The 22,045-nt window shown below is 65.8% G+C and carries 17 protein-coding genes; 9 read left to right on the top strand and 8 right to left on the bottom strand.

Annotated features, from left to right (window positions below; genetic code table 11):
• Positions 1-3: 3 nt before the first annotated feature.
• From ABD243_RS16745 to ABD243_RS16735, 3 genes are read right to left on the bottom strand one after another with little or no spacing between them, the layout of a single operon-like run.
• Entirely contained in the window at positions 4-777 is a 774-nt protein-coding gene (locus ABD243_RS16745) for an amino acid ABC transporter ATP-binding protein (RefSeq protein ID WP_091252141.1), read from the bottom strand.
• On the bottom strand, positions 777-1,763 hold the full coding sequence (locus ABD243_RS16740; RefSeq protein WP_344367520.1) for an ornithine cyclodeaminase family protein: 987 nt from the start codon (positions 1,761-1,763) through the stop codon (positions 777-779). The genes ABD243_RS16745 and ABD243_RS16740 overlap by 1 nt, the downstream gene beginning before the upstream one ends.
• Before the next feature lie 51 nt (positions 1,764-1,814).
• Complete coding sequence (locus ABD243_RS16735) at positions 1,815-2,660, bottom strand: substrate-binding periplasmic protein (RefSeq protein ID WP_116768333.1); 846 nt, start codon at positions 2,658-2,660, stop codon at positions 1,815-1,817.
• A gap of 250 nt (positions 2,661-2,910) precedes the next feature.
• On the opposite strand from ABD243_RS16735, the gene ABD243_RS16730 reads away from it, so the two are divergent.
• The 6 genes from ABD243_RS16730 (at position 2,911) to ABD243_RS16705 (ending at position 12,195) form a co-directional block, all read left to right on the top strand.
• The gene (locus ABD243_RS16730; RefSeq protein ID WP_344367519.1) at positions 2,911-3,576 is read left to right on the top strand and encodes a GntR family transcriptional regulator; all 666 of its coding nucleotides are present in this window, start codon (positions 2,911-2,913) and stop codon (positions 3,574-3,576) included.
• A 193-nt stretch (positions 3,577-3,769) separates the two neighbouring features.
• A complete protein-coding gene (locus tag ABD243_RS16725) occupies positions 3,770-4,960 on the top strand; it encodes an NAD(P)/FAD-dependent oxidoreductase (protein ID WP_344367518.1) in 1,191 nt (396 codons plus the stop codon).
• Between the two features lie 77 nt (positions 4,961-5,037).
• On the top strand, positions 5,038-6,453 hold the full coding sequence (gene hglS / locus ABD243_RS16720) for a 2-oxoadipate dioxygenase/decarboxylase (RefSeq protein ID WP_344367517.1): 1,416 nt from the start codon (positions 5,038-5,040) through the stop codon (positions 6,451-6,453).
• Between the two features lie 40 nt (positions 6,454-6,493).
• Positions 6,494-8,023 (top strand): L-piperidine-6-carboxylate dehydrogenase, encoded by a 1,530-nt coding sequence (gene amaB, locus ABD243_RS16715; protein WP_344367516.1) that lies wholly within the window; start codon positions 6,494-6,496, stop codon positions 8,021-8,023.
• Positions 8,024-8,155: 132 nt separating this feature from the next.
• On the top strand, positions 8,156-9,295 hold the full coding sequence (locus ABD243_RS16710) for a Glu/Leu/Phe/Val family dehydrogenase (protein ID WP_344367515.1): 1,140 nt from the start codon (positions 8,156-8,158) through the stop codon (positions 9,293-9,295).
• Between the two features lie 44 nt (positions 9,296-9,339).
• Entirely contained in the window at positions 9,340-12,195 is a 2,856-nt protein-coding gene (locus tag ABD243_RS16705; protein WP_344367514.1) for an FAD-binding and (Fe-S)-binding domain-containing protein, read from the top strand.
• On the opposite strand, the gene ABD243_RS16700 is transcribed toward ABD243_RS16705, so the two are convergent.
• Positions 12,167-14,086 carry a plasmid pRiA4b ORF-3 family protein gene (locus tag ABD243_RS16700; RefSeq protein ID WP_344367513.1) on the bottom strand — a complete coding sequence of 640 codons (1,920 nt, stop codon included), beginning with the start codon at positions 14,084-14,086 and terminating at the stop codon, positions 12,167-12,169. The two genes, ABD243_RS16705 and ABD243_RS16700, sit on opposite strands and share 29 nt — an antisense overlap.
• A gap of 96 nt (positions 14,087-14,182) precedes the next feature.
• Entirely contained in the window at positions 14,183-15,211 is a 1,029-nt protein-coding gene (locus ABD243_RS16695; RefSeq protein ID WP_344367512.1) for a LacI family DNA-binding transcriptional regulator, read from the bottom strand.
• Between the two features lie 369 nt (positions 15,212-15,580).
• On the opposite strand from ABD243_RS16695, the gene ABD243_RS16690 reads away from it, so the two are divergent.
• The 3 genes from ABD243_RS16690 to ABD243_RS16680 are packed head-to-tail and all read left to right on the top strand — an operon-like array spanning position 15,581 to position 18,609.
• The gene (locus tag ABD243_RS16690; protein ID WP_344367511.1) at positions 15,581-16,783 is read left to right on the top strand and encodes a phytanoyl-CoA dioxygenase family protein; all 1,203 of its coding nucleotides are present in this window, start codon (positions 15,581-15,583) and stop codon (positions 16,781-16,783) included.
• A gap of 6 nt (positions 16,784-16,789) precedes the next feature.
• Positions 16,790-17,830 carry an inositol 2-dehydrogenase gene (gene iolG / locus ABD243_RS16685; RefSeq protein WP_344367510.1) on the top strand — a complete coding sequence of 347 codons (1,041 nt, stop codon included), beginning with the start codon at positions 16,790-16,792 and terminating at the stop codon, positions 17,828-17,830.
• The gene (locus ABD243_RS16680) at positions 17,827-18,609 is read left to right on the top strand and encodes an SDR family oxidoreductase (protein WP_344367509.1); all 783 of its coding nucleotides are present in this window, start codon (positions 17,827-17,829) and stop codon (positions 18,607-18,609) included. The genes iolG and ABD243_RS16680 overlap by 4 nt, the downstream gene beginning before the upstream one ends.
• Before the next feature lie 13 nt (positions 18,610-18,622).
• Here the strand turns inward: ABD243_RS16680 and ABD243_RS16675 are convergent, their stop codons facing one another.
• The 3 genes from ABD243_RS16675 to ABD243_RS16665 all read right to left on the bottom strand — a co-directional run.
• Entirely contained in the window at positions 18,623-19,642 is a 1,020-nt protein-coding gene (locus ABD243_RS16675; RefSeq protein ID WP_344367508.1) for an LLM class flavin-dependent oxidoreductase, read from the bottom strand.
• A 92-nt stretch (positions 19,643-19,734) separates the two neighbouring features.
• Positions 19,735-20,415, bottom strand: coding sequence for a hypothetical protein (locus tag ABD243_RS16670; RefSeq protein WP_344367507.1), 681 nt, complete (start codon positions 20,413-20,415; stop codon positions 19,735-19,737).
• 369 nt (positions 20,416-20,784) lie between these two features.
• Positions 20,785-22,045: putative Ig domain-containing protein (locus tag ABD243_RS16665; protein ID WP_344367506.1), on the bottom strand; the 1,261-nt coding region annotated here is incomplete at its 5' end.

Below are 22,045 nucleotides of genomic sequence, written 5' to 3'. Positions count from 1 at the left end.
GGCTCAGCGCTCCAGTACGGCGCGGAGGAACCGGCGCGTGCGCTCGTGCTGTGGATCCTGCAGGATTTGTCCGGGCTCGCCCTTTTCGATGATTCCGCCGTCGGCCATCACGACGAGCTCGTCGGCAACGTTTCCCGCGAACGCCATCTCGTGGGTCACCACCACCATCGTCATGCCGGTGCACGCGAGCTCTTTCATAACCTCGAGCACTTCAACCCCTACTTCGGGATCCAGCGCCGAGGTCGGCTCGTCAAACAACATCACCCGCGGGCCAAGGGCCAGCGCCCGGGCAATGGCGATGCGCTGTTGCTGGCCGCCGGAACACCGCGACGGATATTGGTCGGCCTTGTCGGCCAGGCCCATGCGCTTGAGCAGCTCCATGGACTTCTCGTTGGCCTCGTCGCGGCTGCGTCCAAGAACCCGTTCCTGGGGCAAACTGATGTTCTTCAGGACCGTCATGTGCGGGAAGAGGTTGAAGTGCTGGAAGACCATGCCGGCGCTGCGGCGCAGGGCTGCGAGGTTCTTTGGGTTGGGCTTCCTGCCGGCGTTGATGCGGTGTCCATCAATCTCGATTTCGCCGCTGTCCGGCTGCTCCAGGAGATTCATGCACCGCAGGACGGTGCTCTTCCCGGCGCCGCTGGGCCCGATCATGGCCGTGACTGATCCCTCCGGCACGGACAAGGAGACGTCACGAAGCACCACGTTCGAACCGTAGGCCTTGGCAAGATTCTTCACCTGGACCACGGGTGTTCCGGTCCGGATTGTCGGTTCAATCATCAGTTGTTCCATTTCTCATAGTCGTGCCGGGTGCAGGCTTCGTAGAGGGCGGTCGCGACCGCAAGGTCCTCCCACGGCATGCCGGTGGTCTTGAAGACGGCCGGACGGTCCGCGGCCACCTCCCGGCGTTTCAAAACAAGGTCGGCCAGGGTGATCAGGTCGGCGGGCCCGGCGATGGCACCTGATTCCATGGCCTGGATGACATCGCCGGCCTCCCGCGCTGCGGAATCCCTTGACTCCACGCACACCGTGGCCCTGGCCAGAAGCGTGTCATCGAGCTCGCGATGCTCCCTGTCATGGGACCCGATGGCCACCACGACGGCGGATGCCTTCACCATGGCGCCGTCAAAGAGGGCGGTCGGCGACGCCGTCGCGCAAATGACGAGATCGGCCTCCCGTACGGCTTCCGGACCGGCGACGGCGGCAGGCAGGCCGAGTCCTTCGGCATTTTTCACAAGCCGCTCCGCTGCTTCCGCGTTGCGGCCGACGATGTCAACGCTGTCCAGCTCAAAGAGTTCGGCAAATGCCTCGATGTGGGCCCGCGCCTGCACCCCTGTGCCGAACACGACGAGACGCTTAGGTCCGGGCGAAGCCAGGAGTTTGGCCCCCATCACCGAAACGGAGGACGTCCGCAGTTCGGTCAACGCGACGCCATCGAGCACGGCCAGCGGCCGCTGGTCGTGGCCGCCGAACAGCGCGTAGAGTCCCTGGATCACCGGAGACGCGGACGCTGCGTTGCCCGGCGTGATGGTCAGGAGTTTGGTGCCGACGTACTGGCCATGGCTCGCCGGCATCTGCATGAACGTTCCGCTGCCCGTTTCCACCCGGGTCCTTGGTGCGCTCGTTTCGGGATCGAACCCGGAGGCCAGGACCGATTCCATGGCGGCCACAGCCTCGCGCGCCGTCAGCGCCGACGCGATGGCAGCGCCGTCGAGGAAGACGGGTGCCGACCGTTGAGGCCAGGTAGGGGTGGCAGGTGAATCCATGGAATCGGTTTCCTTTGCTCGCGGTGCCGGAACGGTGTAGGGGAGGCGTTCCTACTTCACCAGGCGGGGTTCACCGGTCTCGACGGCCGACTCGGGCAGGCCATACGACTTCACGATCTCCGCGATCTTGCCGCTGGACTTCATGGCTGCGATGGAGGAATCCACGGCCTTGGTCATGTCGGCGTTGTCCTTGCCGATCGGGAAACCGATCTGGGCAGGCTCCTTGGAGGCAATGACGCGGGCGTCGGCGCTGGCGCCTGCAACCTTGTATTTGGCATCGGACTTGTACATCTGGACGGCGGAGCCGAATCCGTCGATGCCGGCCTGAATGCGTCCGGCCTTGAGGTCTGCCTGCATCTCCACGGCGCTGGGGTAGATGGTCAGGTTGGCGCCCATGACCTTCTTCATGTCCGGCACCCAGAGGTAGCCGTCGACGGTGCCCACCTTCATACTCTCGAGCTCCTTAATGTCCTTGACCCCGGACTCGGAAATGATCCCCATCTCGTCGGTGTAGACCGGAGCCGACAGGCTGACGATGTCGGCCCGGACGGCGGTGCGGTAGTAGCAGCCGATGGCGACGTCGGCGCGCCCGCTCTGGACGGCCGGGATGGTCCCGGCGTAGGACGTCGCCTCGACCTTGATGTCGAGGCAGTTCTTGGCGGCGAACTCCTTGATGATGTCGGCGTCGACACCGGTGAGTTTGCCGTCCTTATCGGACGAGAACGGGGGGAACTCGGGGGCGGCAACGGTCAGGAAGCCGGCGGAGATCGTCTTGAAGGTTGATGCCGGCTGGCAGCCCTTGGCAACGGAGCTCTCGGCGGTGCCGCCGCAGGCGGACAGGGAGAGCGCCAGCAGGGCAATTGATGTGCCGCCCACCAAGATTTTGCGAGTGTTCATGATGATCCCCTTTGATCAGAGCTGAAGTTAATTCGGTGTCCGACGGTTCGATGCACATCGGAGTAATTGGTGATGTATGACACACTATCGATTGTCGATTACCAATCTCCATCCATTGCCCGTGGATGTCAAGCATTAAAAAATGGCCGCAGAATATGTGGAAACAAGTCGGAAATCGTCGCGACCTTTCCCGGCGGCGCACATGTTGTGTCTTAGTGTTAGCCGTGAGGACCACCGTCTGAGGAGCGAAATGCAGGAACAGCGAATTGCCGTTGCGGGAATATCCGAGCTGGGCGAAGGCCGGGTCACCCTCAAGGACGAGGCCACCTCCATAGTCCGCCACGCCCTCATGTCCGGTGACATGCAGCCGGGCAAGATCTATTCAGCCAACGCCCTGGCCACCCAGCTCGGCGTCTCCAACAGCCCTGTCCGCGAGGCCATGATGGCTCTGAGCGAAAAGGGTCTCCTTGAAGTGGTGCGGAACCGCGGCTTCCGGGTCGTGGAAATGACCCCGAAGGACCAAAAAGAGGTCTACGACCTCCGCCTGCTGATCGAGGTGACCGCAGTGGGCCGCGTTGCCGAACAAGGGGTCTCCCCTGCCGACGCCGAGCGTCTCACAGAGCTGGCAGAGGCCACGCTCGCGACGGCCAAGCCCGACAAAATGGTCGACTACCTCGAACACGATCAGCAATTCCACCTGGCCATCGTCGAACTGCTGGGCAACACCCGAATGACGAAGATCATTGAGAACCTGCGGGACCAAAGCCGGATCAGCGGCTCCTACCACCTGGCCGAACGCGGACTGCTCGCCACCAGCGCCGCCGAACACGGGCCCATCCTGGCCGCCCTGATGGCCGGCGACCGGAAGCTCGTCGAGTCCCTCATGGTCCAGCACCTCAGCTACTCGCTGCCCTAACCGGGACGCCGACGGCGGACCTGCCGCGCACTTTCCCGCGTCCCCTGCCGTCACCGGCCGCCGGAGAACCCGTCTGAAAATTTTGCTTGACGTAGATTACATCGAACCCCAAGATGGTTATATATAACCCATTACCGATAGTTGATACCCACAGAGCGGTGGGTATGCTTCCGCAACTGAGACAGGACGATCAATGTCAAATGTGGTCTCGCTCCAGCTTCCCGCCGGAATCCGGCAGCCTTCGCATGCAGAGGTCGTCATCATCGGTGGCGGCATCATGGGAACCAGCATCGCGTTCCACCTGGCCGAAGCCGGTGTACGCAACATAGTTCTCGTTGACCGGTCCGACCTGGGCGCAGGATCATCGTCCAAACCCCTTGGCGGCGTGCGGGCGACGTTCTCGGATCCGGCAAACATTGTCCTTGGCCAGCGCAGCCTGCGCGCGTTTGAGGGATTCGGGCAGCGCTTCTCCACTGACATCGGACTGCGCAAGGTAGGTTACCTGTTCCTGTGCCGCAGCGAATCCGAACTCCTGGACTGCGAGCGCAGCACCGTCATCCAAAACGGTCTTGGCAGCACCAGCCGGATGATTTCTCCCGCCGAGGCTGTGGACATCAATCCCTTCCTCCGCCAGGAAGCCCTGATCGGCGCATCGTTCTCACCGGAGGATGGTTTTGCCGAACCGGGGAAAGTGGTCCAGGCGTACGCCGACGCGGCCGCCGCGCTGGGCGTTTGCATCCTTGAGCACACGGAAGTCATGGATGTGGCCGCCTCAGGCGGAAGCATCAGTTCAGTGACCACCAACCGCGGCACCATCACCACCGATGCCGTCATCTGCTGTGCCGGCGCCTGGTCCCGGCGCGTGGGCGACATGGTCAACGTCAACCTGCCGGTTGTCCCGGTGCGGCGGCAGATCGGCATGACCCGCCAGATGGGCTCCCCCATGCCCACCGTGCCGTTCACGCTGGATCTGTCCACCACGATGTACTTCCACAACTACCGCAACGGCATGCTCCTGGGGATTTCCAACTCGAACCAGGAGCCCGGCTTCGCCCGTGACTTCACCCATGAATGGCTCCCCGAGTTCAATGCAGCGGCCCGCGTGTGCGCTCCCGCGCTGGAGGCCCCGGAGCTGGAGTGCGGATGGGCCGGTCTGTACGAGAACACGCCGGATCACAATGCGCTAATCGGAGCGTCCAGCTCAGTAGGCGGCTTCTACTATGCCACGGGATTCTCCGGCCACGGCTTCCTGCAGGGCCCTGCCGTCGGCGAACTCGTCAGGGACCTCTACCTGGACCGGGAATCCTTCATGGACCACACCTCGTTTTCCGCCGATCGTTTCCGCACGGCCGACCAGCTCATCCAGGAAGTGCACATCATCTAGCGCGGAACGCCCCGCCGATCCGCAGCTCAAGCCGCATCCCCCGCTCCATCAGCAATGATCGTGAAAGGAACCACGCCATGACCGCCCTTGAAACCTGGGAACTTCGAGCCGAGTTCGCGCGGCGGCTCTCCGCCATGTACGGGAGGGAAGTCCCCGCCTACAACACGCTCGTGGAGGTTTCCACCGAGGTGAACGAAGCGTATGCCGCCAAGCACGGCGCCGAAGCCGAGCGGCTGGGCAGCATCGCACGAGTGACGGCGGAGCGCCACGGCGCCATCCGCGTCGGCTCCCCGAAGGAAATGGCCCAGGTTGCCCGCGTTTTTGCGGCCTTCGGGATGTACCCGGTCGGCTTCTACGACCTTCGCGATGCGTCCTCCAGTTCCGTTCCCGTGGTCTCGACGGCCTTCCGCCCGATCGACGGCGCCGAACTGGCAAAGAATCCGTTCCGTGTCTTCACCTCCATGCTGGCGGCCGAGGATCCGCGGTTCTTTGACCAAGAGCTGCGCGTCGAGCTGGCCGCATTCATCGGCGCCCGGCAGCTGTTCGGTGAGGAACTGCTCACCCTGGCGGACAAAGCCGCCGCGGACGGCGGCCTCGCGGCGGACGACGCCGACCGGCTGCTGGAGCTGGCCACCGCGGCCTTTGAACTCTCCGGCGACCCCGTCGACTATGAGTGGTACAAGAAGCTGGAAGCGGTCTCCGCCGTCGCCTCCGACATCGGGGGCGTTTCCACCACGCACATCAACCACCTCACGCCCAGGGTGCTGGACATCGATGAGCTGTACAAGCGCATGCAGGACCGCGGCATCAGCATGATCGATGAGATCCAGGGGCCGCCGCGCTGGGATGGGCCGGACCTGCTCCTGCGCCAGACGTCTTTCCGGGCACTTGGTGAAAACCGGGTGTTCCGGTACGCCGACGGGTCCACCAGCGAAGGTGAACTGCGTGTGCGCTTCGGCGAGGTCGAGGCCCGCGGGATGGCCCTGACGGTGGCGGGACGCGACCTCTACGACCGGATGGTCGCCGAGTCCGATGCCCGGCTGGCGGTGGCCCCGGCCGGCACGACGCGCGTCGAGGTCGCGGCCGGGGTCTGGGCGGAGAACCTGCCCCGCACCGAGAAGGAGCTCGCCCTGCAGGGACTGGCCTTCTTCACCTACCGCCTCGACGACGCCGCCCTGGACAGTGCCTCCCTCCGAAGTGCGCCCCTGGCCGGCACCGCTTCCCTGGCCGGTCTTGTCGAAGCCGGAATCGCCGTCCCGGAACCCATCGTCTACGAAGACTTCCTCCCCCGCTCTGCCGCCGGGATCTTCCAGTCGAACCTCACCGAGGAGGGTTCCAAGGACGAAGCCCAGCTGGGAACCAGCTACGACATCCACCGGATGTCCGAGATCGTCGGCTCCGAAGTCCACGACCCCAACGATCTCTACCAGCGGCAGCAGGACGCATCGATCGCGGCCCTGGCCCACCGCCTCAACATCACCATCACCCACTAATCAGCCCGCCAGACCAACCAACCAACCTCAGGAGATCACGATGACCGAAACTCTCACCCAAACGTCAGAACTTGCGGCGATCGTCCGCAACGCGCTGGAAGCCTGCGGCGTCAACGTTGACGCCCTCGGCGGCCCGCACGAGGCGTCCTCTCCGCTGACCGGCGAAGTCCTGATGACCCTGCCGGTCAACACACCGGCGGACATTGAGACGATGATTGGCCAGGCGCACGAGGCGTTCAAGACGTGGCGTGATGTGCCCGCGCCGCTCCGCGGCAACCTGGTCAAGCGCTGGGGCGAGCTGCTGACCGAGCACAAGGACGACCTGGCCAGGATCGTGACGGCAGAGGCCGGCAAGATCCAGTCCGAGGCACTCGGCGAAGTCCAGGAAATGATCGACATCTGCGACTTTGCGGTCGGCCTGTCCCGTCAGCTCTATGGCAAGACGATGCCCTCGGAGCGCCCCGGACACCGCCTCATGGAGACCTGGCACCCGCTGGGCGTCGTCGGCGTCATCTCCGCCTTCAACTTCCCGGTCGCCGTCTACTCCTGGAATACGGCACTGGCCCTGGTATGCGGCGACACCATCGTGTGGAAGCCCTCAGGGATGACCATGCTCAGCGCACTGGCCGCCGATGCCCTGCTGGCCCGCGCCGTCGCCGATGTTGGCGCTCCGGCTGACCTGCACAAGCTTGTTCTGGCGGACCGTTCCGGCGGCCAGGTGATCGTCGATGATCCACGGGTTGCCCTGCTCTCCGCCACCGGTTCGGTCCGGATGGGCCAGGAAATCGCCCCCCGCGTGGCCCGCCGCTTCGGCCGCGCCCTGCTCGAGCTCGGCGGAAACAACGCGGCGATCGTTGCGCCGTCGGCCGATCTGGATCTGGCCCTGCGCGGCATTGTCTTCGCCGCCGTCGGAACCGCCGGCCAGCGCTGCACGTCCATGCGCCGCCTGATCGTGCACGAATCGATCGTCGACGAACTGACCGACAAGCTTGTCAATGCCTACGCCACGCTGCGCATCGGCACTCCCCTGGACGAGGAGAACCTGATCGGGCCGCTGATCAACAAGTCCAGCTTCGATGGCATGCAGGCCGCCATCAAGGCGGCCCGGGAACAGGGCGGCACGGTGCTGTGCGGCGGCGGCCGCGTGAACGCCGACGATGAGCCCGGCGCCTACTACGTGGAGCCGGCGATCGTACGGATGCCGGCCCAGACCGCCGTCGTCAAGGACGAGACCTTTGCACCCCTGCTGTACGTCATGACGTACACGGACTTCGATGACGCCATCGCCATCCAGAACGACGTTCCCCAGGGTCTGTCCTCGGCCGTGTTCACCAACGACCAGGCCGAGGCCGAACGCTTCATGTCGGCCAGCGGTTCGGACTGCGGCATCGCCAACGTCAACATCGGCACCTCGGGGGCCGAAATCGGCGGCGCCTTCGGCGGCGAGAAGGAAACCGGCGGCGGCCGCGAGTCCGGTTCCGACTCGTGGAAGGTCTACATGCGCCAGGCCACGAACACCGTCAATTACTCGGGACAGCTGCCGCTCGCCCAGGGCGTGAAGTTCCTCTAGGCACCCCGGCGGAGACGGTGCCGGCCGGTCCGTCCGGCACCGTCTCCGCGGCCCGTCCCCCGTCAGATCACTTAGCCGCCAGCACACATGGCCCCGGAACACTTGGCCCCAGCCCAGAAGGAGTATGCAACGATGACCAGTCTGTTCGACATGATGGATGAATGGGGACCGGAAAAGATCGTCACGGTCAGCGACGCAAAAACAGGAATGAAGGGCGTGCTGGTCATCGACAACACCGCCCGCGGCATGGGCAAGGGCGGGACCCGGATGCAGCCCGGCGTCACCGTCGAGGAAATTGCCCGCCTGGCCCGGGTCATGACCTGGAAGTGGGCCGGCGTCGACCTTTTCTTCGGCGGCGCCAAAGCCGGCCTCCGCGCCGATCCCAACTCGCCCCACAAGGAAGCAATCCTGCGCTCCTTTGTCCGGGCCCTGAGCAATGAGGTCCCGTCCGAGTACGTCTTTGGCCTGGACATGGGGCTTACGGAAAACGACGCGGCCATCATCATCGACGAATTGGGCGACCGCGGCGCCGCGGTGGGCACTCCGTACGACCTCGGCGGCGTGCCCTACGACCAGCTGGGCATCACCGGCTACGGCGTCGCCGAAGTCACGGACGAGGCCGCGGCAACCATCGGCCTCCAGGGCCAGCGCGTGGCCATCCAGGGTTTCGGCGCCGTCGGGCATGCCACGGCGGCCCGACTGCATGAACTCGGCTACAGCGTTGTGTCGATTTCCACCGCTGAGGGCGCGCTTCACGATCCCGCCGGGCTGGACATTCCCACGCTGCTGGCCATGCGGCCGCGGCTCGGCGACGGACTGGTCAGAGAGTTCCCGGAGCTGGCTATCCCGGCAGGCACCGAGTTATTCGTCGACGCCGAAATCGCCATCCCTGCTGCCCTGCAGGATGTCCTCCATGAGGGAAACGTCGCCGGCATCTCGGCCAAGCTCGTGGTGGAGGGCGCCAACCTTCCCACTAACGCCGCGGCACAGCAGGCGCTGCGCGCGGCGTCCGTGACGGTCGTGCCCGACTTCGTCGCCAACGCAGGCGGCGTGGTCAGTGCAGCCTTCGCCATGGAGTCCCGGTATTCGCCGTTCCGTCCCGAGACGGACCAGATCTTCACCACGGTCTCCCACAAGCTCCGCGAGAACACGGCCATCGTCCTGGCAGAGGCGGAAAAGCTGGATTCCACCACCCACCATGCCGCCCGCTCACTGGCCCAGAACCGTGTCCGCCGGGCCATGGAGCTGCGCGGCAAGCCCCTGCAGTACTAACCTCCCACCACGCAACGCCGCAGGGACAAGGAAGAGCACCACGCATGAACATTGACCAGATTGTCGAAGAACTCACCGCAGCAATTGCGGGCGTCGTCGACAGCAGCACCCGTCGGCGTGCGGAATATTCGACCGACGCCTCGAACTACCGCGTGGTGCCTCAGGTGGTGGTCATGCCCAAGACTGCCGACGACGTCGTCGAGGCGGTCAGGATTGCCCGCCGGCACGGACTCGCCGTCACCGGCCGCGGTGCCGGGACGTCGTGCGCCGGCAACGCGGTGGGGCCAGGACTGGTGCTGGACTTCAGCCGGTTCATGAACCGGATCATCAGCATCGATCCGGAAAACCGGACGGCGGTGGTCCAGCCCGGCGTTGTCCTCAGCGACCTGCAGCGGGCTGCCGCCGTCCACGGGCTGCGGTTCGGGCCTGATCCGTCCACGGCCACGCGGTGCACGATCGGCGGCATGATCGGCAACAACGCGTGCGGCCCGCACGGGCTCTCGTACGGGCGGACGGCGGACAACGTGCACCGGCTGCGCTGGCTCACCGGCTCGGGACACGTGGTGGAGCTGGGCGCGGGCAAGGATGCCACGGCCCGGATCCCCGGACTCGATGAGTTCATCACGGCCAATCTGGAGGTCCTCCGGCTGGAATTCGGCCGGTTCGGCCGCCAAATCTCGGGCTACAGCCTGGAGCACCTCCTGCCGGAGAACGGCGCCAACCTGGCCGCCGCCCTGACGGGGACGGAAGGTACCTGCGGCATCATCCTGGAGGCCGAGGTCCGGCTGGTCCCGCTGGCGGCGGCCTCGGCCTTGGCCGTCCTGGGCTATCCGGACATGCCGGCCGCGGCCGACGCGGTTCCCGGCCTGCTTCCACACCGTCCGCTGGCCCTGGAGGGCCTGGACGCGCAGCTGGTCGACGTGGTCCGCAACGCCAAAGGCGAGCACGCCGTCCCCACGATGCCAGCCGGCAACGGCTGGCTCATGGTGGAAGTGGGCGGAGCGACGTCGGAGGAGGCGGTGGCGGCTGCCGAGCGGATGGTCCTGGATGCCGGGGCCATCGACTCGCTGATCCTTCCGGCCGGCCCGGAGGCCACGCGGTTGTGGCAGATTCGGGCCGACGGCGCCGGGCTGGCCGGCAGGACCGCCGCCGGGACCCAGGCCTGGCCGGGCTGGGAAGATTCGGCCGTCCCGCCGGAACATCTGGGCGACTACCTTCGCGATCTTGAACTGCTCATGGCCCGCGAAAACGTGTCAGGGCTGGCGTACGGCCACTTTGGCGACGGCTGCGTCCACGTCAGGATCGACTTCCCGCTGGACGACGATGCCGGTGTGATGCGCCGCTTCCTGACGGCGGCGGCGGAGCTCGTCGCCAAGTACGGCGGCTCGCTCTCGGGCGAACACGGCGACGGCCGGGCACGCGGCGAACTGCTGAAAACCATGTATTCGCCCCGGGCCCTGGCCGCGATGGCCGGGTTCAAAGCACTCTTCGATCTCCAGGACATCTTCAACCCCGGCGTCATCATCAATCCGGACCCGTTCGACGCGCACCTGCGCCGCCCGCACGCCGGCAACCTGCTGGCATCGGACGGTTTTGCGTTTGCGCACGACGGCGGCAACATCACCAACGCCGTGCACCGCTGCGTTGGCGTCGGCAAGTGCCGGGCCGATCTCCGCGAGGAGGGCGGGTTCATGTGTCCGTCCTACCTCGCCACCAAGGATGAAAAGGACACCACCAGGGGCCGGGCCCGCGTCCTGCAGGAAATGCTAAACGGCGGCGTAGTGGATATGTCCTGGAAGTCCCCGGAAGTCCATGAGGCCCTCGATCTGTGCCTGAGCTGCAAGGCGTGCGCCAGCGACTGCCCCACCGGCATCGACATGGCCATGTACAAGTCGGAGGCACTGCACCAGAGCTACAAGGGCCGGCTGCGTCCGCTCAGCCATTACACGCTCGGCCGGTTGCCCGCCTGGCTGGGACTGATCGGACCGCTCGGCCCCCTGGTCAACAAAGTTGCCTCCGTCGGGATCCTCCGCCGGACCATGCTGCGGCTCGCCGGGGCGGATCCCCGCCGGTCCCTGCCGACGTTCCCCAGGGCGCCGTTCCGTGCCCTGGCGGGGGCGGGCAGCCCGACAGGGCACGCGGCGTCCTCCGCCCACAAGGTCCTACTCTGGGTTGATTCGTTCTCGGACGCGCTGAGCCCCGAGGTCCCCCTCGCCGCGATCAAGGTTCTGCAGGCCGCGGGCTGTGACATCGAGATTGCCGGCCCCGGCGCGTGCTGCGGATTAACGCTGATCTCAACAGGACAGCTGACCGCGGCCAAGGCAGCCCTCAGGAAGACCCTGGACGTCCTGCACCCGCATGTAGCCGACGGCCGGACCGTGATCGGACTCGAACCGTCCTGCACGGCAGTCCTCCGCTCGGACCTGCTCGAACTGCTGCCCGACGACGACCGCGCCCGGCAGGTCTCCGGCCGGACCCGGACCGTCGCGGAATTCCTCACATCCATCAATTGGGAACCACCTGCGAGCGGTGAACGGATACTTGCCCAACCCCACTGCCATCACAACGCCGTCATGGGGTACGGGAAGGATCTGGAGCTGCTGACGTCCATGGGCTGCGACGTGGACGTCTCCAACGGATGTTGCGGCCTCGCCGGCAATTTCGGCATGGAAAAAGGCCACTATGAAATCTCAGTGGCCATTGCCGAACAGGGAATTCTGGGCAAGATCGCGGCTACCCCGGACCGGGACGTCCTGGCCGACGGGTTCTCCTGCCGGACCCAAGTGGCCGATCTCGCCGGCCGCGGCTCCCGGCACATCGTCCAGATCATCGCGGAGGCGCTGGACAGCTCCGCGGCACCGGAGCCAGTTGTCAGAAGAGGTCTGCCAGGTTCTCGTTGAGCTCGTCGATATCGAAGGCTCTGGGATCCAGGATCTCGCCCGGCACCATTCCCAGCCACTCCCGGTACTCCCTATTATCTTCGTGGCCTGGATCGTTGACGGCCTGGACAATGTTCGCCCATCCCCGCGTGCCGCCGCTGTCCTCCGCCGGCGCGGCACCGCGCCCCGCGGTGCACCGCGGGAGCTGCCCGCCGTCGTCGTCGGACGTCAGAACTTTCTCCAGCTTGATGCTGTGCACCCAGTTATCGCCGAAGTCATACGTGTAGGTCAGGGTGCTGCCCACGGCCGGGAGCAGGTCGCCGACCGTGACCGACGATTCGTCGAGGGAAGCGTCACCGTAGAATTCACCCTCGTCGTTCAACGGCGCGTAGGCGGGGCCACGGAAGCCCCCGGTCCGGAACTCATGCAGATGGTAGTCGAACCAGCCGAATAGGGATTGGATCACCTGGTGCAGCTGCGGGAGCGGCATGCCCGCTGGAACCAGAACCCGCCGCCAAATGGGCGGCCTCGAATCATTGAGCGTGATTTTCAGCTGCAAAACCGGGGCGCCGACCTGCGGTGCCGCCGTCACTGCTGTCAGAGGCACCGCAGTCTCCGGAACTGCCGTCTCCGGACCTCCCCAGCGCAAGAACTTGTCATCATCCGAATCGTCCGGGTCTTCCTCGAGGCCCAGTTCTGCCAGCAGCCGGTCGTCGTCGAAAACGTCCGCCACGCAGCCAATGAGCGCCGCCGGCACCCGGAAATGGGTGTCGATAGTGAGCAGCCCCAGCTCGGAGAGCCCTTCCAGGCGCCCCACGGCCATGCTGGTCAAAAGCTCGGTCATTGACTTTTCCGCCGCTGGCGCGTGGTGCGGGGCGGCGAGCACGCGCTCCATCGACGGCGGATCCGCCGTCGTGGCCGCGATCAGAATCGACGTCTGGATTCCGGCGAGGATCCTTTCCCAAGGCTGTTCGGGGTCGAACCCGAGCACAGCCTCGCGCAGGAAACACAGCGCGAAAAGGGAGAACTCGTCCAGCCGTTCCGAGTCGCTGCCCGTCAGGAAAGCGGCCGAGTCCGGAAACGGCACAGCCTTTGTCGACTTGATCTGAATCAGTTCGGCGGCTTCGAGGGCGTTCCACATCTGTGCTAGAAGCGGCACCTCGTACATGCTCCGGACCGTGGGCACGGGCTCCGAGGATACGGCAGTGCCCGGCAGCGGTGCACTCGTCTGCTTGGCCCCGCCCTTGACGGCGACGCCGACGCAGGCAGCCGCCGCTTCGATATCGCGCAGACGGAGCGCTCCGGTGGCCGTGACGGGCCGCCCGTCGCCGATCCACCGCAGCAGTGCCGTCGCCCGTCGGATCAGCGGGAGCTCAGACAAAGCCTTCAGGGCCTCTTCTTCGGGGATGTACGGCACATCGATGACACCGGGTTCGTCGTCGTCATCCGCGATGAGGTCCAGGAAATCCACGACGCCTGCCAGCTGCTCTGCTGAGCCGCTCCACTGGCCCGTTTCGGCAAGGAAATCAACATAGACGTGGAACGCGCCAACGATGAAACCGGCGTTCTCAAGGTCCGTCATCCCGTCGGCAGGAGCGTCGCTCAGGGCAACGACTTCGTCGGAGATCGCGGCCGCAAGGGGAACCGGCTCGAATCCGGTCACCTCTGCCGCGGCCGTGCTGTCCATATAGCGGCCGAGGACGTTCTCGACCTGCTTCAAGCACCCCAACGCCAGAGCGGCGGCACCCGGCGAGCCGTCGTCGAACCACTGCACGAACGCCGGCGTAAGCGCGTCCAGTGCACGGCCAACGCGGAACGTGCTCAGGGAAACGGATCCAGGCACCTGGGAGCCTGCGCCGTTCTTCCCCCCGGAGCCGTTGCCCTTGTGCCGATTCCTGCCGCTCTTGCTCATGGTGCCCCTGCCTGATGGCGAACGTGCCGTTACGACGACGGTACTAACCCTTAGCGCAGCATGCCAATTTGTGCGAGCTAATGCGAGCCGGTTGCCTCAGAATCCCGATGGAATGTTGAAGGGAGTGATGATGTCAATCTTGGAGGGTTCGCCGCCGGCATCACTGTCGGCCAGGGCCCCGTGGGCCTGCATGATGATGCGGCAGCATCTCTGGATGTCCTGCTTGAGATCATGGTGCAGCACGGCACTCATTTTCCCCTCGCGGAGCAAAGCCATATTGTCCGGGACCAGGTCGTGGCCGATGAACACGTCAGGGCGGCGGCCGGCGGCATCGAAGGCTTCGCTGATGCCGGCGTTGCCGCCGCCGATCGAGTAGACGGCGCGAAGGTCGCGGTGTGCCGCCAGGGCATCGCCCATCAGGAGCCGGGTGGTCCGGTCCAGCCCGTCGCTGCCGGGCAGATACAGGACGTCCCGTCCGGGGTCCATGGCCCGCATGGCCGCCCGGAAACCCATTTCCCGTTCCTCCTCGCCGCGAAAGAAATCGTTGCTGACCGTCGCGGCAACTGTTCCGGGTGCGGTTCCCATCCACTGGTGGATCAGGTAGGCGGCCGTAGCCCCCGCCGATCTGTTGTCCATGCCGACGTAGGCGGCACGGTGACTGGCCGGCAGGTCGGTGACCAGGGTAACAACCGGGATCCCCACCTGGGCCAGCCGGTCCACGGCGGCCGTGATTGAGGCCACGTCCGGGGCTTTGAGGATGACACCGTGGCTTCCCCGTTTGGCGATCGTGTCCAATTCCGCCACACATTCATCGGCGCTCCACTGCTCGTGCAGATGGAAACGGGCCCGGAACACTGCCGGCCGCATGAGCGGCAGGACAGATTCCAGCGCGTGTTTCACCGACGACGTGAACCGTGCGGGAGCGTCGGCGACGACGTCCACCATGAATCTGCGTCCGGTGAGCTCCAGCTGGATTCGCTGGGCCTCCAGGTCCTTGATCGCCTGGCGCACCTGCCCCACGGTGCTCTGCCGTACGCCCGGGCGGTCATGGAGGACACGGTCCACCGTCGCGTCACTTACCCCTGCCTGGCGTGCGATTTCCCTGACCGAAAACGGATGGGTCATGAGAGTCCTTCCACAACACGCCCTGATGTCTTTTTGATGTATTTGGGTGTGGAAACGACTCTGCCATGAGCTCATGCTGGAGGGCAAGAGACCACCAATGAAAGGAGCCTCCCATGAGCGAGACCGAGCCCAGAGAGGGCCGTCACGCCTGTTCAGCATGCGGTGTGTGCGAGCGAACAAGTGCCGTGTCTTTTGTGACCATCAGCAGGCAGCCGCAGCCGGCCGTAGCCGAGGACACATCCGGGCAATGCGGGGGCGCCGAATGATGGTTTTTTGATGGATTTTGGCCTTGTGACGCTCCGGCCGGATGAACGAAGCTGGGAACCACAAGAACCAACATCAAGATCGACGTTTCAAGGAGGAAACACCATGACCACCGCCGCTAAGACACACACCCTGGGCGCTAACGGCCCGCAGTGGTTCGACGAGGGCATCTGCAAACTCGACGACTTCATCGCCCTCGTCAGCCAGGAAACCCGGCTCGAGGACTACGCGTATGCTGACGCCGTCGAACGCAACGTCCTGATCTACGGAAACCGCCTCCGCAACTACGTGGGCACTCCGGAAGAACGGGCCGATGTCCAGGCCGAACTCATCCGCGCCCTAAGCACCGGCCCCGGCATTGTGGTCTTCAAGGGCGCCTTCGGCGACACCGCCATCGTCGACAGCGCCACCGCATCCTTCAATACGATCATCGCCGAACAGAAGGCCTCGGGCGCCGCGGCCGGAGACCACTTCGCCAAGCCCGGCGCCAACGACCGCATCTGGGGGGCACTGGACAAGTTCGCCGTCCGGGAACCCGAAGTGTTCGCCGACTACTACTCCAACGACATCCTGGCCCTCATTTCCGAGGCCTGGCTGGGCCCCAACTATCAAGTCACCTCGCAGGTCAACGTTGTCAACCCCGGCGGGGCCGCCCAGACCGCCCACCGCGACTACCATCTCGGCTTCATGTCCGCGACGCAGGCCGAGCGCTACCCCGCCCACGTCCACCTGCTCTCCCCCGCACTGACCCTGCAGGGAGCGGTGGCACACTGCGACATGCCCATGGAATCAGGGCCTACTCTTTACCTTCCGCACTCCCATAAGTACGACGCCGGCTACCTCGCCTTCCACAAGCCGGAGTTCACCCGCTACTTCGAGGACAATTACGTCCAGCTGCCGTTGGAAAAGGGGGACGCGGTCTTCTTTAATCCGGCTCTGTTCCACGGCGCGGGTCACAACACGTCCTCGGACATTCGGCGCATGGCCAACCTGCTGCAGGTCTCGTCCGCGTTCGGCCGTGCCATGGAGTCGGTGGACCGCGCCGTTATGTCAAAGGCCCTGTACCCGACGCTGCGGCAGCTAAAGGCCGACGGCGCTAGCGAGAGGTTCCTGCGCAATGTCATCGCCGCGTCCGCCGAGGGCTACGGCTTCCCCACCAACCTGGACCGGGACCAGCCTGTCGGCGGAATCGCGCCCGAATCGCAGGCCGAGCTGATCTGGCGCAGCCTGCAGGAAGACGCCACCGAGGAAGACGTCGCCCGCGATCTCGAAGCGGCCAGCCGTCGCCGCCTCACCGACGGTCAGTAGGCGATCGTGACCTCACGGAACACATTGAACATCGCGTTGTGTGGATCCGGCCGGATCGGCCGGGTCCACGCCGCGAACATCGCCGCCCACCCCGGCGTGAACCTGGCGTGGGTGGCCGATCCCGTGATCAGCAGCGCCAGCGAGGTCGCCGCCCTGTATGGCGCCCGGGCTACCGGCTCCACCGACGACGTCTTCGCCGATACGTCCCTGGATGCCGTCGTCGTCTGTTCGCCTACGCCGACGCACATCGACCTCATCCGGGCTGCCGTCGGGCGGGGTGTTGCGGTGCTGTGTGAAAAGCCGATCGATCTGGACATTGGCCGGGTGCGGAGCTGCCTGGCGGACCTGGCCGGCAGCACCGCCGCGGTGATGATGGGGTTCAACCGGCGCTTCGATCCGGCCTTCGCAGCTATCCGCCAACGGGTCCAGGCGGGGGAAATCGGGCGGCTCGAGCAGCTGACCATCACGAGCCGGGACCCCGCCCCCCCGCCCGCCTCTTATATCGCCGCGTCCGGCGGGATCTTCCGGGACATGAGCATCCATGACCTGGACATGGCCCGGTTCTTCATCCCTGACGTCGTCGAGGTCACCGCGCACGGCGCGAACGTCTCCTCCGACTACATCGCCGAGGCAGGAGACTTCGACTCCGCCGCCATCACCCTGCGCGGCCGGAACGGGGAACTAGTCAGCATCACGAACTCCCGGCACAGCGCCTACGGCTACGATCAGCGGCTGGAAGCCTTCGGCAGCCAGGGCATGCTGCGCGCGGACAACATTTCACCCACCACGGTCCGCAGCTTCGGCACACTGGCCGTGGAAGGGGCCGACCCGTATGAGCCGTTCTTCCTCGAGCGCTACGCCGCGGCCTACCGCCGTGAGCTGGACGCCTTTGTCGACGCCATCCACACCGGAATCCCCTGTTCGCCGGGGTTTGAGGATGGCATGGCCGCCCTCATCCTTGCCGACGCCGCAGCCGAGTCGGCCTCAACGGGCAAAACCATCGCTATCGAAGAGGTCATTACTCACGAAGGAGCCCTACGAAAGTGACAGGACTACTCAAGGACACCATCGTTCTGGTCAGCGGGGGCACTCACGGCCTCGGCGCCGGCATCGCGCGGCAGGCCGCCGCGGAGGGCGCCGCCGGCATCGCCGTCACGGGACGTTCCGTCGACGCCGGCGAGAAGGTCGCCGCAGAGCTAACCGAGCTCGGCGTGCCCGCCGTCTTCCTGCCGGCGGATCTCGCCAACACCGGGCAGGCCACCAGCACCGTGACCAGGACGATCGAGCGCTTCGGCCGGCTCGACGCTGTCGTCAACGCCGCCGGTCTGACCACCCGCGGCAGCATGACCGACACCACGCCGGAGTTGTTCGACCAGCACATCGCGGTGAACCTGAAGGCGCCCTTCTTCATCATGTCCGGGGCCATCAAGCACCTGAAGGATCGCGGCGCGGGCGGCAACATCGTCAACATCATCACGATGTCCGAGCACGCCGGCCAGCCGTACCTGGCACCCTATGTCGCATCGAAGGCCGGCCTGGCCGGGCTGACCCGCAACGCCGCGCATGCCCACCGCTGGGACAAAATCAGGATCAACGGCGTCAACATCGGCTGGACCGCGACCGAAGGGGAAGACGCGATCCAACGCCGGTTCCACGGAGCCGGCGATGACTGGCTCGACAAGGCCAACACGTCTGTCCCCATGGGAAAGCTCGGTCAGATCGACGAAATCGCCGAGTTCGTGGTCTTCCTGCTCTCCTCACGGAGCGGGGTGGTCACCGGATCCGTGATCGACTGGGACCAGAACGTGATCGGCGGCTCGGACTGAGTCGGGGACGGCGTCAATCCCATCCCAGGGACGGGCGGAGATGGCGGGAAATCGACTCGAGCAGCCGGACGTTGAAGTCCACGCCAAGCTGGTTGGGGACGGTGACGAGCACGGTGTCTGCCGCGGCCACGGCCGCGTCCCGGGCCAGCTGGTCAATGAGGCGGTCGGGTTCGCCGATGTAGCTTCGCCCGAAGCGGGCCAGGCCGCCGTCGAGGTAGCCCACCTGGTCCCGGGCATCGGCCTGGGCGCGCAGCCCGAAGTACCGCTGCGATTCGTCATCGATCAGCGGAATGATGCTGCGCGAGACGGACACCCGGGGCGTGTGCGCATGGCCGGCCGTAGCCCAGGCCTCCCGGAATCCGGCGATCTGCTCGGCCTGCAACTGGTCGAAAGGAACCCCGGTGTCCTCGGTCAGCAGGGTTGAGGACATGAGGTTCATTCCCTGCTGCCCCGCCCACCGGGCGCTGGCCCGATTTCCGGCACCCCACCAGATCCGCTCGGGCGGTGTTGGTGACAACGGCTGAACCGGGACCAGCCCGCTGTGCCCGCTGAGCTGCGGATTGGCCCGGGCCACGCCTAAGCCGGCAATGGCGGCACGGAACCGCTCGGTGTGCCGGCGGGCCATGTCGGCGTCGGACTCGCCCTCGTCCGGGAGGTGCCCGAAGTCCTCGTAGCCGGCTAACACAGTCTCGGGCGAACCACGGCTGACCCCCAGCTGCAGGCGGCCGCCGCTGATGAGGTCGACGGCGGCAGCCTCCTCAGCCATGTAGAGCGGGTTCTCGTACCGCATGTCAATGACGCCCGTGCCGATCTCGATGCTGGAGGTGCGGGCTGCAATAGCTGAGAGCAGCGGGAACGGCGAGGCCTGCTGCTCGGCAAAGTGATGGACACGGAAGAACGCTCCGTCGACGCCGGCTTCCTCCGCGGCCACGGCCAAATCAATCGCCTGCAGGAGGGCGTCCCGGGCCGAACGCACGCGCGAACCGGGGACGTCGCCCCAGTGCCCGAAGGAGAGAAAACCGATCCGTTTCATCAGAACACACACTGTCATGAGGACTCGGACTTTCGGAAGTGCACCTGCCACAGTTCCACTCCCCCGGCTTGCCTGGAAGTGTCGGTGCCCTCTTATGGCGTGACTGTCAGGGTGTACGTCGAGTTAATGGTTTGGCCATTGAGCGTCCCCGTGAAATTCAGCGTATGAGTGCCCGGAAGCACATTCTTGATCAGCGCGTAGTAGCCGGCATCAGCCCCCATGTTGTAGAAGCCAGCATAGATCGGGTTGCCGAAGACGTTGTCAGCGGGCAGGGTGACGTTAAAGATGGGCGATTCTTCGTACTTCACGATGCCCGGGCCCACGGCTGTTCCGTCGTAGGTTGCCGTCAGATTGCTTGCCCCGGCCTGGACGCCGGCCAGCGCGACCTGCGCCCGGACGTAGGCGGGGGTCTTATGGGCAGACTGAGGCTCTATATCGAAGGCGTTCGCGAGCGGAAAGAACAGGTCCTTGTGGGCCGGAATGGTGCAGCTGCGGGTGACGCTTCCACCGGTGCTAAAGAGTCCGGCGAGGAACCACGTGGGGCCGGACTGCTGGTTGGAGCACTGCGAGCCGGTGGTGTCGAGCAGCGGATTCGAGGCCGCCGGCTGGCTCAGTGCCCAGGTCCACCACTTCGCCGCAAGAGGACTGTAAGCGTTGGCCACCGACGGCGCAGCGGCTCCCGCCGGCGTGGCCACGGACGAGGCTGACGCTGCCAGCGGAGCTGCCATCAACAATATGGAGGCGCTAATGAATGCGATGATTGCCCTTTTCATCTTTGATCCTTTGTTCAAGCGGAAGACAACGAAGCCGCCTCAGGGTGCGCTCCCGGCGCCCACATTCTTCTCCCCGGAAGGCAGTCCCGGGGCTGCGGCAGCATCAGGGTCAGGCTCCGCGATGGTGGAACGTGAATTTCATCGGTGGCATACCGACCGGAACTGTCGAATACGAACGGCTGCCGTTAAATTTCGGGACAACGCCCTGACTGCGGCGTGGCGACATGCCGCCAATCGGCCGGGTCTACCGGCACAGCGGTCCGAGCCTAACCGAGCCGAAGGTGCCAGCCCAAGAGTGGTGACTACCTATCCCATGAGTGCTGACTACCTGTTCGGGCGCGCGTCCCAACTTGTAGAGCCGGATGCTGCTTAGGGGGCGGCGCGGATTTCGATGACCGCGAGGTTCCAGCGATCGGTGGTGGGGGCGGTGTCGTTGATGGCGACGACGGTGCCGCTGGTGGCTGTCAGTCCGGTTTGGCGCTGCACCCAGTAGGTGTCGCCGGCCGGGGGGAAGTACTGATCGACCAGGGTCTGGGCCGGCCCGACGGTCCGGGCCCGCGCTGCGTCCCAGTCGGTTCCGACGCCCCAGACCCATGATCCGGCGCCGGTGGTGGTCAGGCTGGCGCTCGGTGCTCCGGAGGCGGCGCCGGCCCCGGCCGTGGCGCCGTTGGTGGTGTCGGCATTGTTGAACGCCACGACGGTCATGGCTGACTGCCACGAGCCCGAGTTCTGGGTGGCGGTAATGGTGACATTGGTCAGCGGGGCGGGCGAGACGGCCTGCCATATCTCGGCCGTGCCGGCCTGGGCGTTGGCGCGCCGGCGCAGCGTCCAGCTCAGGCCGCCCCCGCTGACCGATCTGATGGATTCGGTGCCGCCGCCGCTGGGCCCGTCGGAGCTGATGAACGCAAGGATGAGCTGGTTGCTTCCGGTGGTGGTGAGGCCGGCGGCGCTGACGGTAGCGGCGCTGGTGCCCTGATGGGCGGTCACGAGCTTGTCGACGGTGATGGTCCGGGCGCCGGTGGCCGTGGCCGCGGCGGTGTTCGAGGGAGCACTGACATTGCCGGCCGCGTCCTGTGCCGTCACGGTGTAGCTGTAGGTCGTGCCGGCGACGACCGATCCGTCGACGAAGGACGTGCCGGCGGCGGTGCCGATCGCTGCCCCGTTGCGGGAGATGTTGTAGCGGGTGACGCCGACGTTGTCGGTGCTGGCATTCCAGGCCAAAGAGATCTGGCCGCTACCGGCCACGGCGGAGAGATTCGTGGGGGCCGTGGGGGCTGTCGTATCCGGGTTCACGGTGATCGTGATGGACGGGGTGACCGCGTCGGGGCTGACCCCGTTCGTCGCGGTAACCGTGAACGTTGTCGGACCCGCCGCCGTCGGGGTGCCGGAAAGGACCCCGGTCGTGGCGTTCAGGCTCAACCCGGCCGGCAGGGCACCGGAAGACACCCGGAACGTCGGCGCCGGATTACCCGAAGCGGCAAAGGCATATGTGTAGGCAGTGCCGACCGTGGCAGTAGTCGGAGGCGTGGACGCGGTAAACACCGGGGCCGTCTGGGCGGTGTTCACGGTAATCGTGATGGACGGGGTGACCGCGTCGGGGCTGACCCCGTTCGTGGCGGTAACCGTGAAG

The sequence above is a fragment of the Arthrobacter humicola genome (genome assembly GCF_039531445.1).
GTDB lineage: Bacteria > Actinomycetota > Actinomycetes > Actinomycetales > Micrococcaceae > Arthrobacter > Arthrobacter humicola.
The sequence above is the reverse complement of the archived record's forward strand: the minus strand, read 5'-3'. Positions and strand labels throughout refer to the sequence as shown.